We start from the raw sequence: 17,031 nt of genomic DNA on the forward strand, positions 1-17,031 counted from the left end.
TTCAGGTCAGGGCCATTTTATTTGACTTAATAATAACCTACTTATTGTATTTTGCTTCGAAGGCATCTGAAGCCTTGTTCACATTATTCGCAGCATCTTCAAAAGCTTTATTGATATCATCCAACAACTTAGTTTCCGTAGCTGGATCTTCAACATTGTTCTTACGGATTTCGATCAATTTAGGATAAGAATCCGTTACGATTTTCTGGTAACCTTTTAAGCCATCCACGACAGCTTTCTGAAATTCACCGTCTCCGTTAAAATCACCAAGATCTTCTACTTTCTTGATATCAGCACTTAAAGCTTTTTCCCATTCGCCACGTACGGTTTCTGCTTTGGCATAATCCGCAGAGGTCATCGCTGAGTTCATATTGGCAATATGTGACTCATTCTCATTGATCACTGTAATGATTGAATTGTTGTATTCCGCTGCATTCTTCGAGCTAGATCCACAACTTCCTAGGGTCAATGCGCCTAATACGGCTAGGCATGCAAAAGATTTTCTTATCATAATATGCTTTTTTATTTTTTTACTTGTTTTCAAATCCAATATTGAAACATACTTTCAAATTGTTATTACAAATTTATTCCAAAAACAAGTGCATACCTATAGCTGAAATCAGGGATTTTTTAATAATACTTTAATTATTCAACTGCCAACCCGTAAATCAGGTCAAAAACCTTAATAATATGGCTTCAAAATCAATCTTTTTGCCACTGATTTTTGCTAGTAAGCAATAGAATCCAATTGAAAGTTCATATCCTTCCAATTACTCATGGCAAATACCAAGTCAGCATCGGCTTGAACCTGTATGCTCTTCATCAGTTGCGATTTTATAGCTTTGGTAGCATCCATTACAGTAGCTTCAACAGATACCTCGGAGATCATCTTTGGGTTAGCAAATCGACAGAAGCTTAAGTCTGGTGCCAAGGTCATGTCCACATCTTCGGTTTCATGCAATTGCAATCCTTTTATGCTAATACTTCGGATTTCATTTTCAATGACCCTGGAAAAGGTCAGTCCCAATGGTTTATTCCTTTGGCTCTTTATCCTAATCTGTGTAGCATCTGCATTGACCATCAAGATATCACGTTCATCTTTCTTGGTTTCTATGTTTTCCAGCTTTATCATCGCTCCATCCGGCATGATACTATTGTATGTATAGCTGCCATTTGCAGTGCCTTTGATATTACGGGTCAAGCTCTGTCCAAATGGCAACAGATAAGCTCCAGGGATAAGATAACAAGGATGACTGTTTGGAATATCACTATACAGCTTTCCATCAAAGTTTCCGGTCTTTCTACCTTCAGCATCGGTAACTTCAATATCCGCTGGGCTCAACAAAAAGTCTAAAATAAAAGTGCTCAGCCCAAAAGGTCCAGAAAACGGCATATCATGATCCGCCAGGTTATAGGCTCCATTGCTCATCATAGCTAAGGTAATTCCGTTACTTAAAGTAAAGCCTGCCTTCTTGTTGTAGCTATATCGCAATTCTCCGTCTTCTAGAGAAAAAGTTAGGAAACAATCTTCATTATCATGGTTATTGCAATCCCATACTTTGAGCTGCACGCCATCCAAACTATTAATCGTTGTTTTTCCATCAGCAGAAAGCTGGGCTCCGGGATGATTTTCAGGATATATAAATTTATAAGGGAAGATACAATGTGAATCACTCAACTTATCAAAATAACCACTATCCCAAACCTCACCCGAAGGAACAAAAAACAGCAAAGGTGAATTATTTCGATCACATCCTTTCAGGAAGGTGGTTTCAATCTGCCTTATGGCAGTCTCAATATTCTTTCCTGCCCTTCTTCCACAATCGTGAAAATAAAGCAAAGATTCCTTGCTCAACAACTTGCCATGTATACCGGTGAGTTCAGTCATAATATCTGCCTGAGGAATGGTGGAGATATTCAGGTTTTCATTAAATAGGTTATCGGCAACCTTGGCCGACATCGATGTACAAAATCCAGTAGCTAATCCACCATCTCCCTTCCCTTTCAGGAAGTAATAATAAAAGGCGTAAAATGCAGCGGTAAGGATAGGATGTCCAAATATGGGATCGATCGTCTCATGCCAAACTTCTGAACTTCCAAAGGTTGCCTTAAAGGTATCCCAACTTGGCTTACCGATGTTAGGATTATGGAATCCTAAATTGTTGTGACCATATTTAAAGCGAATTTCAAGTATCCCTTTCACCTTGGCAACACGGACATTACTGCGCATACCATCAGGATTCTGGACCAGTAAGGATTTTTCAACTCCCACCTGCATTCCTTCATCGACTCCTACCATGGTAAAACTCAGTTTTGTTCCAGGGTTCGAAACCGTGGTAGGTAGACTCTGACCATTGACCAAGATCGCTGCTCCATCCAAAAATGCCTTTCCTGTGACCTCCACCAAAGAACCCGGAATCAGTCCGTTTACAAACTCATCCAGTTGAGGTTTGATCCGAACAATAATGCGATTACTTTCCTTATTATCTAAGGCTCTCCTAAAAAATATCACCTTAGAGCCACCCTTGGCATCGGCCGGCATGGTCACCTCCATTGTACCATCAGGGAGCAAGTTTTTCGACAAGGTTACAGTTCCATCATAAATAAAGGTATCAGCATTCGTAAAGACATTTCCTTTGAGGATTATTTTATCGCCGGGAAAAATTTCATAGGTGCTTGCGGAAGTAATAAATGGCAAGGTCATCTGTTCGTCCCAATCAGCTTGTGTGAATTGAAAAAAATCATTTTCCCCATCCTGTCCATTATATTGCCCCAAAGGTCCATCATAACCACGTTGTCCTTTCGCTCCCGTATCACCAGCCCTCGCACCATGGCAATCCTCTCCATTTCCCGGTCTGCCACCCTGTCCACCATCACCACCTTCAGCTCCGGGACCTCCAAAACCTGCCTGTCCACCTTGATTTTTCCATTTAAAACTTTGTTGGGTAACAGATTGTTCCAAAGTTCCTATAAGTACTCCGATGGAAATATTACCGGCATTTCCTCCCACCCCACCAATTCCTCCATTTCCACCGTTGCCACCGTCTCCACCACGGCCTCCATTCCCACCTTCACTATAGCAAGAACCCCAAAACCACGCTTTCCCAAATCGTCCACCCTCTCCATTGCCACCATTCCCACCGCGTTGTCCTTGGCCTCCTTGAATACCGTTTTCACCATTCAAATCTATATTTGGAAGATTCTTCAAATCCTTTACCCATAATTTTAAATTGGGTGCATTTCTACCTGCCGCTCCATTTTGCCCAACCATACCATCTGCTCCTCGACCACCTTGCCGTCCGGTATGGTTATCATAGTCTCGACTCCGCGGTGAACGGTTATAATTCGGTAAACCATTCAAATAAGGATCATCCGTGCGTGCCGGGGTAAATCCACCTGGCCTTTTCCAAATAATCCACGCATCTGGCCCACAGATCAACTCTTCCGCATATATCGTTAAGGTCTCCACATCAGCTGAAACCTCCAAATGCACATTGGTTAAATCAATCTTTTTGGCAATGATGACCGTCTCCCTTTGCCCAATTACAGATGGACCTCCCATGACCTGATAACCTTCCATCAAAGTAGGCCATAAAGAAGGGTTTATCGCTTCAAAGGTTTTCTTGAAATCGGTCTTGTTCTTTAATTCTATTTTTCCATCCGTTTCCTTAAAAAGATCCTTCCATTTCATCCCGGTAGACTGTGGATTGGAAGCACCTAAATTTATACCTCTCCTTCTGTTTCCTCCTCGCCCCAGTATATTAGGTACTGTAGTTTTCTTGATATCAAAATGTTTGAAGCTCTTGGCATTCCCCAGTTTATTATTCAACATATCCACTTTGGAGGTAATGGTTGCCGAATTGAAGGCTTCTGACACAGACTCCCATCTAATCGAGTCTAAAAAAGATCTCTTTCTGCCAATCAATACATCGCCTGGCTTAATACTTTTACTCCCATCCAACTTCAAGGTACCCAAATCATCGATAGACTTAATCCCTAAGGACTGCATGACCTGCTTGATCCTTTTTAATTGACTTCTTCCTTCATTAAAATCTATATGGACTAAAATATTTTGAATATCTAAAGCTGCTTTAATCTTTTGCGAAATGATGCCCACCTCTTTTGCCCTTTCCTGTAGCAAGCTTGAGCTAATCGCACCATTTTCCATTTCTATTTTAGCAATGCTCCCTTGGAAAGAATTGGCAGAACCATTAAAGGATCCCCCTAAACGGAATTGCTGTTTGCCCCAATTATTTATTTTGCCCATATTGGCATCAGTGGCCACGACTTTCCCGTTGACTTCCAATTCGGCCTTTCCATCGGCATATTTTAACACGCGAATGGTACTAGCCCTGCCTGCTGGCATTGGTTCGGAACTCATTAAACTTTTCACGCCTTGATCACTTTCCATTTCTGTGATCAAATTTCCGTTAGGATCCAAATAAAGTGAGATCGGTTTCCCCTCACTCTCAAAAATCATCTGTTTATTTCCATTTACCTGATCTGGAGTTACCTCCAATGTCAAGGTAAATTCATTGAGCTGATCATCCGGTATTTCTAATTCCATGTCCACGTGCGAATCGGAAAGCTTCATCGCCGTCCCTTCCAAACCAACTTCTCCCACCGTCTTCCAATTCAGATTTTTGAGCACTCCGGTATCAGGAAGTATCTGACCTTCCTTAACCTTAAATGAAAACAAGTTTTCCATGATAATTTTGTTTAAATTATAGAAAGAACCAAATTATCTATTGATAAAAATGGAACCTTAAAACTACTAGTTAAACAGTAGCAAAAGCTTGGTTATGAGTGAATAGCAACCGTAAATGAGTGAAGTAGCAAAAATACTTAGGGAAGTAGGCAACAAACTGAAGAACAGCATATTACCGGTTATAATTTATTAATAATCAAGAAGAAACTAATGAAAAGATTCAAGTAAATAAACATGATTTTATTCCAACAAAACTACATCCTTTCGAGGCTTCAACAATAAAATACTTTCTTCATTCAAATTCATTTTCAACTCCTCATTTTCGTGCTTATCCAAATGTTGGTATTGAAGTTTAAATTGTTTGCTATTATTTCCAAACCGCCATTCCATAATCTTGCATTTACAGGCTGCATTGTCCTGTGTATTTTTGATTTCCGACAAACGTCCATCATCTGCCAGCTTTTTATATAGATTACGGATAGCAATGATTTCATCCCTATTCTCTGATTCAAAGCTCCAGGTAGCAGATAATGCAACCATACTTCTATTCAAACTATCCATCCTTGCCAAGGAATGACTTGGCGATAGGACTTCCCCATTTTTCTTTCGCTTCACATAACTATGGATTGACACAACTGTCGGCGAATTGTAGACCATATGACCATAATGATTGATATTAGCTCCATGCCGAATAAATTCAAACCTCCCGTCATGGTACTTCACTTCCACGATATTGTTTACAAATTGACGAAATCGTCCCGGTTCATTGGATCTAGCTTGAGGTGCTCCAGTATAGTACAGCCAAATCCCAGATAAAGCCTTTATTTCAGCTGATGTAGGTTGGTAAGCAGTTTCAATATTCTTATTTCTGCCTAATTGAAGTACAGTAATTCCAAATATCAGGATAAGGACAAAACTCGATACAAGTAAGGTGATTAGCGTTTTAGGCTTCAGCCCCAAATTTCTTTGAAGCAAAGACCAGCGAGTAGCTGTTGCACATTGAAATTCTCGAATTGCTCCAGCCCCCTTGCCCGTCAGATAAATTAAACATGCATCGATCAGATATGGTCGAGGCTTATTGACGATCCCAAAGTATGCATCTTTCAATTGACCACCGGTAATATCATATTTTCGATTAGGATAGCTAAGGTTAGGCTGCACATCTTCTTCATATTCCTCATGCAATAGGTCCGAGGAAGTATACGGCAATTGTTTACTGATTTCACTCAAGACCTTGGCCAATTTTACATAATTTTCCCGATTGGTATTTTTATTGATGATATTGCCTGTATCTTTTTCATACTTTTCAATTACCCGTTCAATTAATTCAATCAAATCCTCCTTGTTAGATAAAACCACCATAATTTTTTTGATAATTAAGCCCTTAGTTCTTTCGGAAATATTTCGGAAAGCATTATACAGCTTTAGAAACCATTCCGAATTCCTTATCTCCTATTAATTCCTGAATAGATCACTAATTTGCAACCCAATTGTAAAGATAATTATTTTATCAATGATTAATTTTTTGTTGCTTAAAATATATCTCCCTAGATAATCAATTAAAATAAATCTTATATGCTAAGTATTATTGGCTTGATAACAATCCTGGTAATTGTTATTCTTTTGATGGGTAAGCGATTTTCTCCCATTGTCGTTCTGAGTATTGTCCCCCTTGCGGCTGCAATGCTGGCGGGGTTTTCCCAAAGTGAAATTGCAACCTTCTATACTGAAGGAATCAATAAAGTTACTGGGATTGCTGTCATGTTTATTTTTGCGATCCTCTTTTTTGGGATATTGCAGGATATCGGGTTTTTCGACCCCCTTATAAATCTTGTTCTGAGAAAAACGGGTTCCAATCCGATAGCCATCACTTGCGGTACGGTAATAATAGCCGCTATAGCCCATATTGACGGGTCCGGAGCATCAACCTTCCTCTTAACGATTCCTCCCTTGCTCCCTATCTATCAACGCCTAAAAATGAGCCCCCATTTGCTACTCCTCTTGGTTGGTTTAAGTGCTGGAGTCATGAACCTGATCCCTTGGGCAGGCCCAATGGGCCGAGCCGGCATTGTTCTGGAAATGGATCCCTTTGATTTATGGAAACCTTTGATTCCAATACAGATCATGGGCTTTTTATTGGTCCTGATGATGGGCTTTTATTTTGGTTGGCGAGAGAAAGTGAAGAACAATGGAAAGTTGGTTGATCTAACACTTGAAGAAGAAAACCCAGAAATAATGGAACATACAACACATATTGACAAAAAACATATTAAACCACTTTGGTTAAACAGTCTGATTGCTCTATTTATCTTTATATTATTGTTCTCTGGAATATTGCCACCGGGTTTAATATTTATGTTGGGCTGCAGTATCATTCTCTTCTTAAACTTTCCAAAAAAAGATCAACAGATGCAACGGATAAAAGCTCATGCCCCCAATGCCTTATTAATGGCTTCCATAATTATTGTTGCAGGATCTTTTATGGGTATCCTCAGCGAAAGTGGTATGCTTGAATCCATTGCCAATGATCTCGTAAAAGTATTACCAAAACAGGCGGTTCCCAATCTACACTATATCATCGCCTTTCTCGGTGTTCCAATTGAACTCTTGCTCAGTACAGACGCGACCTATTTCGCTTTATTTCCTGTCATCGAACAGATCGTTTCGGAATATGGAGTCGATAGCAGCCGGGCAATACAATTTATGATGGTAGGAAATATTGTAGGTACATTTATTTGCCCTTTTGCTCCAGCTGTGTGGTTGGCAGTGGGATTAGCCAATGTGGAATTGGGAAAATATATTAAATATGCTTTCTTCTGGGTATGGGCTTTTGGCATCGTCTTATTGTTCATTATGTATTTATGGATGTAATTCAGAAAAGGTTCAACATCATAATCCCATGATATAATACAAAAAATGGATCTTTATCGGTTTCTAATCCGATATAGATCCATCCTAACGGCAATCCAAGAATACCTTTTATCCCACCCTCAATCCATATTTATTAATCATTTTATTCAACCAAGCATCTTTTTCTTCAAAAGTGGAAAGCGTACCTTCTTCATCATTTTGCTCCAAACTTTCTATGATTTCATCAACGTATTTCAAATCAAGCGCTTTGGCCACCTTACGGATTTCATCGTCCTGCCATTCGTTTTCCCACCAAAAAGAAACCTCATCTAACCATACACCATCCCAGGTATAGGCATGTGGATTTTCTATTCCTAGCTCCAAATTATAAAGAATAAATCCTGATCGCAAAACATCATAAGCCAATATCTCTAAACTATTGAATTGTAAAATTGGCATAAATCTTTCCACATGATAGATTTCTCGTCCTTCCTCACTTAATTCAAAAATCGAGTCAGCTTTATGATAATCATATTTCATCAATTCATCTATCTCCGGATCTGAAATATTCCCATTGAAAATTTCTGAAACTAATGCTGGTAATTTAAGCGATTTGATCAATTCTAAGGATTCCTTTTCCAATCTGTTTTCCATAGTAAACTAGCTAGTGTGTTAATATTAAATCGTTATCAAGCATAAAATAATCATTTATGTTCAATTTATTGGATTTTAAGTAAATATTAACGCCAATCTCAGCGCGTGAATACGACTTCTTCCATCAAGATTAGCAAAATGCTAGGCAATTAAAAATACATTAAATTTTTAATAAACATTTAACTAATAGGAAATATTAATATAATTTTGCATAAACTTTTTGAAATGAAACATATTCTTACCCTTATTTTATTCTTTATCTGTTCTTTAAACTATGCCCAAAATCTATCCCTTGAGCAAATTATTATGCTCAAAAAGATGCATGCCGACAAAAGCATAAATTATCTTCAAAAGAAAGATTGGAAAATAGTCAGCTTAACAAATGACAATAACAACACTTTAATTATCTTGAACTATACAGCATCCAATGCCTCCGAGTACCTGGCCAATAAAGTTGGAGGATTCGCCAAAAGCCACTTTACCAAGAAAAATGAAGAGACAAGAATCTATCTTTTAATCACGCCACAAAAAGTTATAAAAAGTATCTCTATTGATATCTATAACCCTCAAATCTTTAAAAATTACCGTTTAAAATTAAAATCTAACAACTACTTTTTATCGGATAACTACTTTAGGGGGGATAAGATGATACAACTTTATAAGGGAAAATCTAGTGTGATCCAGACTGTGACAACAAAAGTGAGAATGGCTAACTATCAAAAAATTAATCTATGGAAATTCAGCATTCTGTCCAAGGATTACTACAACGAAAACTTTACAGACTAAAGTGATAAAAAATGGCCGTTTATTGCTAAACGACCATAACCTAATTAATCTAATAATTATCTAAACTTAACTAACGCTTTTCTTAATACCCAATCACATCAATTTCAGCAAGATGAGTGGAAGCTTGATTGTTGAAATTGTCCTTAATATTGATCTTGATCTTTTTTAGGTATTGAGCTGGAACCGCAAATTTCTGCATCTCGATTTCTGTCCTTTCCATAACTTGATCAGCAGCTAGGGTTTTCCAAGTGGTTCCATCGGTGCTACCTAAAATATCAAAGGTTTTAAAGCCATTGGTATTATTCTGCCTCCTGGTCAAACCAATCTGAGTAACATACAGGTATTCCTTGAAATCAACCTCTACCCAATGTGGGAACTTAGGTTCACTGCCCTGCCATTGTGTATGCCAGAATGTATTGATGCTGTTATCAATCACAAATTTTACCTTACCATTTGATTCTCCCTCACCTGTTAACTCTTCTGAATCTGCCTTAGCCTCCCATTTTGCTTTTGGAAGAACCTTCTCCACTACCGCTGCATAATAAAGAATGGTTTTCCCAGTTGGGAAAAAGGAATATCCTTGATCATTCGTAGCCGTTAGTGCTAACATATATTCCTTGCTCAGATCAAACTTCTTAGGATTATAGGTCAATGTCAGATATTCAGAACTGGTCTTCCCCTTAGGGATCACGACAGACTCCTTATCGATATTGAAACTTCCTGCCGGAAATGGCAATAGCAACTCCTGTCCATTGATTTCACGGATCTTATTGACACTGTCCAAGGCTTTTTGGTCTTGGGCAAAGCTTACACGTAGATCTTCAGCTGGTAAACCTACCCCACCATAATTAACCCTAAACTGGTCTTTTCTTTCATCGACCTGAGGAAAAAGCACAAGGTCTTGTCTACCATCAGTAGCCTTCTGTACATTTAATTTCGCTTCTTCTCGGGTATCGTTCAATTCTTCATAGGTTGGGATGTCTTCCTTACAGGAAACCATGGCCAATAACCCTATACAGATTGCAATAAATGATTTATTATTCTTTTTCATAAAATTCATGATTAATAGCCTGGAATCTGTACCAATTGTTTATTACGATCAATTTCCATTTGATGCCAAGGCATAAAGTAATTTTTGTCCTCCCATGGTGCTCTCAATACTGCTGGCACACGTTTATGGAAATCAGGACTGTTGATAGCCGAACCTTTGGTCATATCCATTCCTTCATAATTTCCACCTTGTCTGTAACCATCTTGGTCAGCAACTTTCCATCTTCTTACATCAAAAAAGCGCTTTCCTTCAAAACATAACTCTACTCTACGCTCCGTACGGATCTCTTGTCTTACTCTCGCTTGTGATAGACCTGATGTCAAGGCTGGAAGTCCACCTCTTGTTCTAACTTTATTCAAGTAAACCAATACATCTGGATGGTTAGGTTGTGCTTCATTCAATGCCTCAGCATAGTTTAGATATAGCTCCGATAACCTGATCAACATGGCTGCACGGTTAGTGGCATTCGATGGGTCCACAGAAAATGAGGGGTGAACATTCTTTCTAGCGGTATAACCTGTTTTAGGCCAATCCCTAGGGGCACCATTTTTACCTGAATTACCTGTTGCGAAAAACTCTACCCATTTCATCCCTGTTTTTGGAGCTCCCGGAATCAATGATCCATTAAATGTGATATAGGAATAGAATCTTGGTTCACGGTCCATATACATTTTGTTGGTTCCTTCTGCATAGTATCTTGTCTCTACACTTGAATAGGTGTTTTCATTGTAAGTATTGCTTTGTTGGATCGTTTGTCCATTTTGCATCCTGAAATCATCCACCAACTCTTGAACAACTGCCAATCCATTGTATGCTGTACCCGAGATCGCTCTAGGTGAGGCATGGATTTCCCATTGGTAACGGTTGGTCGCTGGTCTTAACCAGATACCTTCTTTTTGGTATCCGTCCCAGAATACATCTCTAGTGGAAAGAAAGGCTGTTTCAAAATCGTTGGCACCCGTTTTTACAAATAAGGCCTTACCATTTGCTTCGGCTAAATCGATTGCCGCTTTTGCTTGGGTAGCAGCTTTTTGCCAGCGTGAAGCATCATATGTTGGATTGATCAATTGCTTACCATCTAAGTTTCTCCAATTGGCCATAGCCGTGTTACCATTGTACAAAGGACTAGCATGGAACAATAGAATTTCAGATTTTACAGCTTCGGCGACCATTTTATTGATTCGACCTAATTGTGTACCATCAGCTGTTGTCGTTCCCGCTTGGAAATGTTCAACCGGAAGGTCTTTGATCGACTCATCTATCTGTGCAATAACAAAGGCAACCGACTCATCCCAAGAACTTCTAGGAATCTGGTAATTATCTCCCGCAGCCTCTTCACTGATCAAAGGAAGGATTACCGCTGGACCATGCATCTTCATGACCGACCAGTAATAAAAAGCTCTTAAGAATTTCGCCTCTGCTTTGTATTCTTTCACCAATGTAGCACCATTCTCTGCTGTCAATAGTTCTGTACAGCGATCAACATTATCAATGAAAATCTGAGCCTGTCTGATCTTATTGTAATAATTGACATACATGGTATTTACATTATCCGCTGATAATGCCCCTGAATTCGCTGGGAATTCCTGCCAATTGGATACATCCATTTCGTCGGTGATCGCTGACCAAAAGTAACTATATGGCTGATCCCAAACATCTTGGATTGGAGAATACAAACCTCCCCAATAGTTTTCTGTCTGCCTACGGTTGGAAAAAATGGTTTCAATATTCAATAGGTTGTCCGGTTGTGCATCGAAGAACTTATCGTTGCAACTGTTCATGGACATCGTCGTTGCTGCAAGCAACAACATGCACGTAATATTTTTATAATTGATTTTCATTGCTGTTCTTATTTAAAATTTAGTCTTATCCCCATATTGTAAACTCGTGTGATAGGATAAGCTGCTCCTCTACCATCTCCCATTTCTGGATCCCAGAAATCCCAGTTTGAAATTGTGAACAAATTGGTTCCATTCAGATAGATCCGGAACTTAGAAACACCAATTTTATCCAACCATGATCTGTCTGTAAAGTTGTAACCAAATTCGGCTTGCTTCAAGCGAATGAAATCCGAACGGTGCAACCAATATGTACTTCCATAGTAGTTGGTCGTAACGGTTTCGTTGGTTGACAACCTTGGGTATAAAGTTTCTTTATCTGGGTTATTTGGATCCCAACGATCCAATAGATTGGTGTACATGTTTCCGTAAGTCGCACCTTGCGAGAACGGGGTCACTGCGAAACCACTTGCATAGTTAAGATCCACCAAACCTGAACCCTGGAAGAATAAACTCATATCAAATCCTTTAAATCCTCCACCTAAGGTAATACCATAAGTCAACAATGGTGTTGAGCCATATCCAATGGCAGTTTGGTCATTGGAGTTAATGATACCATCTCCATTTAAATCCTTGTATCTGATATCACCTACGCGTACATCACCAGCTTGAGATGCTGAGTTTGCAATTTCCTCATCAGTCTTGAACAAACCTTGATCAATGTATCCGAAACGTTGAGAGATACGGTGACCTTCTCTGTTCAGGTATGGGAATGCCCATGGTGGTAAGTTATCTTTCACAGCACGGTTAGAGTTGTAGTTCATCGTACCTCTTGCCATAAAGAAACCATTGGTCATTTGCTTGTTGTACTCCAAGGTCAAGTCGATACCCTTATTGGCTGTTTCACCGATATTTTTGTAAGGAACGTTTCCAGAATTAAATCCCGATACATAAGGAATATCCAATCCTTGCATCAAGATACCTTCTCTATCTTCCTTGAATAACTCAGCAATGAATTGCAATTCGCTATTGAACAGGTTGATCTCGAAACCGATATTATGTCTGTAGGAAGTTTCCCAAGTTACATCACCACGCATCAAGGATTCTACATAACCTGTAAAACCTCTTTGAGATCCTGGAATACCGAAATTATAGGAACCACCATCTTGCGAAAATCTTGTTAGGTACAAGAAACGGTTTCCAGTATTTGAGTTTCCTGAAGAACCATAGGAATAGCGTAATTTCAAGTGATCGATATGGTCTTTTAATGGTTCAAAGAATTCCTCATTCGAGATCACCCAGCCTAAACCTACGGAAGAGAACAGACCAAAACGGTTATTTGGCGTAAAGTTGTCAGATCCGGAATAAGAGAAGTTGGATTCAAAAAGGTATTTTCTGTTGTAAGCATAAGTTGCTCTTCCCACTAAATTTCTATTTCTGTAAGGAATAGCTGCTTGGTACGAACCAACATTGGATGCTGCATCTGAGAAATCCGTTTGGTTGAACAACAATAAACCGCCAACCTCATGGTCTCCAAATGCACGGTTATAGTTCAATGATGCTTCTGCATAAAGACGACGGGTAGATGATCTTCCTAATCCAAAGTTTAGGTCTGGAGATCCTGCATCCGTCAAGTTCAAAATCAAGTTGCCTTCATCATCTCTGCCTTCTGCAAAATAAGAAGGTAGGTTTCTAACCCTGGAAAGTACGGATTGAACCGTAGCATCAAATGCGAATAATCCATTTGCGCTCAAACCTTCGGTCAAGAAGCCTAATTGTTGGGTCAATCTCAGGTTGGAACGAACTACGTTATCATATCTGTTATTGATACCCGATTGCGTCAAAGCCTTGTAAGGGTTTTCTGTAGCTCCCTTCACAAATGGCCATGAACCATCCGAGTATTGAACTGGAATTACATGTGGAGAGGTCTGGGTGGCCAAAGCGAAAATATAGTCCCTACCCCTTGCCGGTTCATTATAGTTTTTCAAGAAACCATTGATACCAAAGTCAATCTTGGTATTTGGAGTTACATTGACGGTCAAATTACTGGTGAAATTAAATCGATCTTCTTTCAATGCTGAATTATAGGTATCGATATCTTCCGTTCTAAACTGACCAGTTTCGTTGTAATAGCCTAGCGACAAATAATACTGGGCAATATCTGCACCACCGGTAATATTTACGTTAGCTCTGTTATTGGTAGCATTGTTCTTGAAAAGCACATCATACCAGTCCACATTTGGATATAGATCTGGATCGGCACCAGTTCTGTGCAATTCTATTCTTTCTGGTGTATAGAAAGGCTGCTTGCCACGCATGGTCAAACCTTCATTGAACAATTCCATAAAGGTCGGTCCATCTACGAAATCAGGCAGGTACGTAAATCCAGTGATACCCTGTTGCAGTTCGGCAGAAATGGAAGGTTTACCAGCCTTACCTTTACGGGTATTGATGATAATAACCCCATTCGCACCTCTCGTACCGTAAACGGCAGTGGCGGTTGCATCCTTCAGGATGGTGAAGCTTTCGATGTCCTCTGGATCGATATTGTTGATATCACGATCTGGTACTCCGTCGACGATCAATAATGGTGACTGAGGTGAACTTGCGAAAGTCGATACCCCGCGAACAAACAGGTTTGCACCACCAGAACCAGGACCTCCACTGCGTTGCGTCGCAACAACCCCAGCCAAACGACCCGCAATAGCTGTCGTTAAGTTAGCAACTGGAACCTTGAGCTCTTCTCGCTTGATTGTCGCCTGCGAGCCCACATTACTTTCTTTCTTTTGCGTACCGAATCCGACAACAACAACTTCATCGATTCCTGCCAGATCCTCATTTAAAGTTACTGTAATGTCCTTTTCATTTTCTGTCAGCGGCACTTCCTGGAATTCAAAGCCTACCAATTTGAAAACAAGGGTAGCATCTGATGGTACTTCAGCAACGAACCTACCATTGGCATCGGTAGAAGTCAGAGCCTTGGTCTGTCCCTTTACGGAGATGGTTACCCCCTGCAAAAGATTACCATTGGCATCCTTCACCGTTCCTGTGTAAACGGTCTGCTGTCGATCGATCATGGTTACGGCTGAAAATAATTCCGAAATGTTTGTGGCACCTAAAACATCAATTGGACACATCGATGAAATCAATAAGGTTGCTACGGAAACCTGACCCCATTTTGGGACAAGCTTAAAAACATTGGACATAGGTTTTTTAATAGGTTGACCCTTTTTCATGTTCATAGTTAGCGGTTAGTAAAATTGATTATTGGGGTAATGATAAGAGTTAATTAGAGGAAAAAAAACAGCAATCGTTTGCGTAAATTTTTAACGAATTCAGGAATTTTCATTAAAAAATTAAATCAATAAAAACACATAACCCCATTTTTACTGTGCTAAAACCATTATTTTGGGTATTTACTAATATTAACCCTACGTTAATAACAATTTTGTTACACAATTTATTATGTATAACATGAACCTGAAAATCAATAAAAATTTGAGTTTTGCAATCGGGACAAATTCGAGATTCATTCGACCCATATTCGGAAAATTCGGAATATGTCTCGAATAAGGTCAAAGTCAGGTCAGACTAAAATCGATAAAACAGATAGGATGAAAATTTAAGGAAAAATGGAGGTCAAAAAATGAAAATGCTAGAGGTTTATTAAAATTTTTAGTTTGAACTAGGATGGAAAGAATGAGAGGATGGGTCAAGATTTGGATTATTTTTTTTGCAAGAAAGTCCCTGTTACGATAAGTTACCTAGAATTAACAAAAAAAGGTATTCGATTAATCGAATACCTTTTTTTCGCTACCTTATATTGTTCAATACCTTTCTAAAATCTTTCAGCCATTCTGGGGCAGATTGTCATAAATTGCCCATTTATGGTAACGTATTTTCGTTTAAACCGTCTGGCCCATTCCATATGTCTCTATCAACTTTGAAAACTAATAACTGAGAGGGAAAAACAATAATCTTGGCCAATCCTCCAATCCTCGTGGTGAGCAAAGTCGAACCCCATCCTCGTTCATTCCCACTTCTTGATCCATCCTCTAATCCCTTTAATCCTGGTTCATTCCCAGTTCTTGGTCCATCCTCAAATCCCTTTAATCCTGGTTCAAACTCCCCCTCATAAACCTCAACCAATTGCCGTTTGCAATCTTCTGTATATCTTCCTTCGCATAGCCTCTATTTCTTAGGATCGGGAATACTTTTTGGATATCGGCAATGGTTTCCAGATCATAGGGACATTGTTCTCTTCCAAATGCGCCATCCAAATCACTGCCTACTGCTACATGGTTGGTATTGCCGGCAATCTGACAGATATGGTCGATATTGTTGGCCATGATCTCCATATTGCAACCTGTTTCTTTTGGAGTAGATGTTCCCCGTATCCAATTTGGGACCATCATCCAGGCGTCCAGTGCAACGCCAATAACCGCATTTCTGTCAACCAGAGCCTTGATCATATCATCAGAAAATTGACGGTTATGATCAACAAATGTCCGGCAGTTGTTGTGACTGGCCCATATAGGACCTTTATATCGATCTAAAGCATCCCAAAATGCATCGTCATTGAGATGGGTTGCATCAAGGATCATCTGGAGGTTGTCCATTTCCTGGAGCAAGGCAATTCCATCCTGATTTAACTTTCCATTGGAATCCGTACCATTGGCATACCGACCTGGTCCATAATGGGCGGGACCAAGTGCACGAAGGCCATAATCATATGCCTTTTCAAGATATGACAGGTTAACGATGGAATCAGCACCTTCCAGGCTAAGGATATATCCGATGGCTTTTTTCACATCTCCAATATTATCATTCCAATGCTCGACATGGGCATCCAGTTCCGCTTTTGTCCGGATCATTTTTAGCTGCCCATCCTCTTCCATCGCTTTGTACCAAGCTAATTGCCCTTGAGTTTGTGCCCATGCCTGTTCGGGAGATAACCAACCTGGAAGAACACTTCCGTGCTCTACATACCTTGCAATCTGGGTGGCAACGACCAGACCTATGTTCCCTTTTCGAAGTTCATCGAAAGTGACGGTCGCTTTGCCGCGATCTGGTTTATCGACCATGCCCTCTTCCCTCCGGTTCAACTCTGAAATGGGGATCCGGAGATCTCGATTCCATTCCATGGCATTCATGCTTAGATCAAGGTGACCATCGATCAAAAAAGGCTGTACTTCCATAATATC

The 17,031-nt window shown here is 39.7% G+C and carries 10 protein-coding genes; 2 read left to right on the forward strand and 8 right to left on the reverse strand.

Annotated elements, in window-relative coordinates; all coding sequences use genetic code 11:
• Nucleotides 1–37: 37 nt before the first annotated feature.
• The 3 genes from NMK93_RS11205 to NMK93_RS11220 form a co-directional block, all read right to left on the reverse strand.
• Nucleotides 38–511, reverse strand: a complete 474-nt coding sequence (locus NMK93_RS11205; RefSeq protein WP_254527301.1) for a hypothetical protein — start codon at nucleotides 509–511, stop codon at nucleotides 38–40.
• Between the two features lie 216 nt (nucleotides 512–727).
• Nucleotides 728–4,708, reverse strand: a complete 3,981-nt coding sequence (locus NMK93_RS19740; protein WP_302328318.1) for a LamG-like jellyroll fold domain-containing protein — start codon at nucleotides 4,706–4,708, stop codon at nucleotides 728–730.
• A gap of 240 nt (nucleotides 4,709–4,948) precedes the next feature.
• The gene (locus NMK93_RS11220) at nucleotides 4,949–6,070 is read right to left on the reverse strand and encodes a hypothetical protein (protein WP_254527304.1); all 1,122 of its coding nucleotides are present in this window, start codon (nucleotides 6,068–6,070) and stop codon (nucleotides 4,949–4,951) included.
• Between the two features lie 213 nt (nucleotides 6,071–6,283).
• Here NMK93_RS11220 and NMK93_RS11225 point away from each other — a divergent pair, with 213 nt between their 5' ends.
• Nucleotides 6,284–7,579, forward strand: coding sequence for a CitMHS family transporter (locus NMK93_RS11225; RefSeq protein ID WP_254527308.1), 1,296 nt, complete (start codon nucleotides 6,284–6,286; stop codon nucleotides 7,577–7,579).
• Between the two features lie 108 nt (nucleotides 7,580–7,687).
• Here the strand turns inward: NMK93_RS11225 and NMK93_RS11230 are convergent, their stop codons facing one another.
• Entirely contained in the window at nucleotides 7,688–8,212 is a 525-nt protein-coding gene (locus tag NMK93_RS11230; RefSeq protein WP_254527310.1) for a hypothetical protein, read from the reverse strand.
• Nucleotides 8,213–8,437: 225 nt separating this feature from the next.
• On the opposite strand from NMK93_RS11230, the gene NMK93_RS11235 reads away from it, so the two are divergent.
• Complete coding sequence (locus tag NMK93_RS11235) at nucleotides 8,438–8,998, forward strand: hypothetical protein (protein ID WP_254527312.1); 561 nt, start codon at nucleotides 8,438–8,440, stop codon at nucleotides 8,996–8,998.
• A gap of 82 nt (nucleotides 8,999–9,080) precedes the next feature.
• Here the strand turns inward: NMK93_RS11235 and NMK93_RS11240 are convergent, their stop codons facing one another.
• The 4 genes from NMK93_RS11240 to NMK93_RS11255 all read right to left on the reverse strand — a co-directional run bounded on the left by NMK93_RS11240 (nucleotide 9,081) and on the right by NMK93_RS11255 (nucleotide 17,025).
• Nucleotides 9,081–10,049 carry a discoidin domain-containing protein gene (locus NMK93_RS11240; RefSeq protein ID WP_254527313.1) on the reverse strand — a complete coding sequence of 323 codons (969 nt, stop codon included), beginning with the start codon at nucleotides 10,047–10,049 and terminating at the stop codon, nucleotides 9,081–9,083.
• Nucleotides 10,050–10,060: 11 nt separating this feature from the next.
• Entirely contained in the window at nucleotides 10,061–11,890 is a 1,830-nt protein-coding gene (locus NMK93_RS11245) for a RagB/SusD family nutrient uptake outer membrane protein (RefSeq protein ID WP_185216526.1), read from the reverse strand.
• 8 nt (nucleotides 11,891–11,898) lie between these two features.
• Entirely contained in the window at nucleotides 11,899–15,069 is a 3,171-nt protein-coding gene (locus tag NMK93_RS11250; protein WP_254527315.1) for a TonB-dependent receptor, read from the reverse strand.
• 867 nt (nucleotides 15,070–15,936) lie between these two features.
• Nucleotides 15,937–17,025, reverse strand: coding sequence for a dipeptidase (locus tag NMK93_RS11255; protein WP_254527317.1), 1,089 nt, complete (start codon nucleotides 17,023–17,025; stop codon nucleotides 15,937–15,939).
• Nucleotides 17,026–17,031: the final 6 nt, after the last annotated feature.

Origin of the sequence: Sphingobacterium sp. LZ7M1 (assembly GCF_024296865.1) — a bacterium.
Lineage (GTDB): Bacteria > Bacteroidota > Bacteroidia > Sphingobacteriales > Sphingobacteriaceae > Sphingobacterium.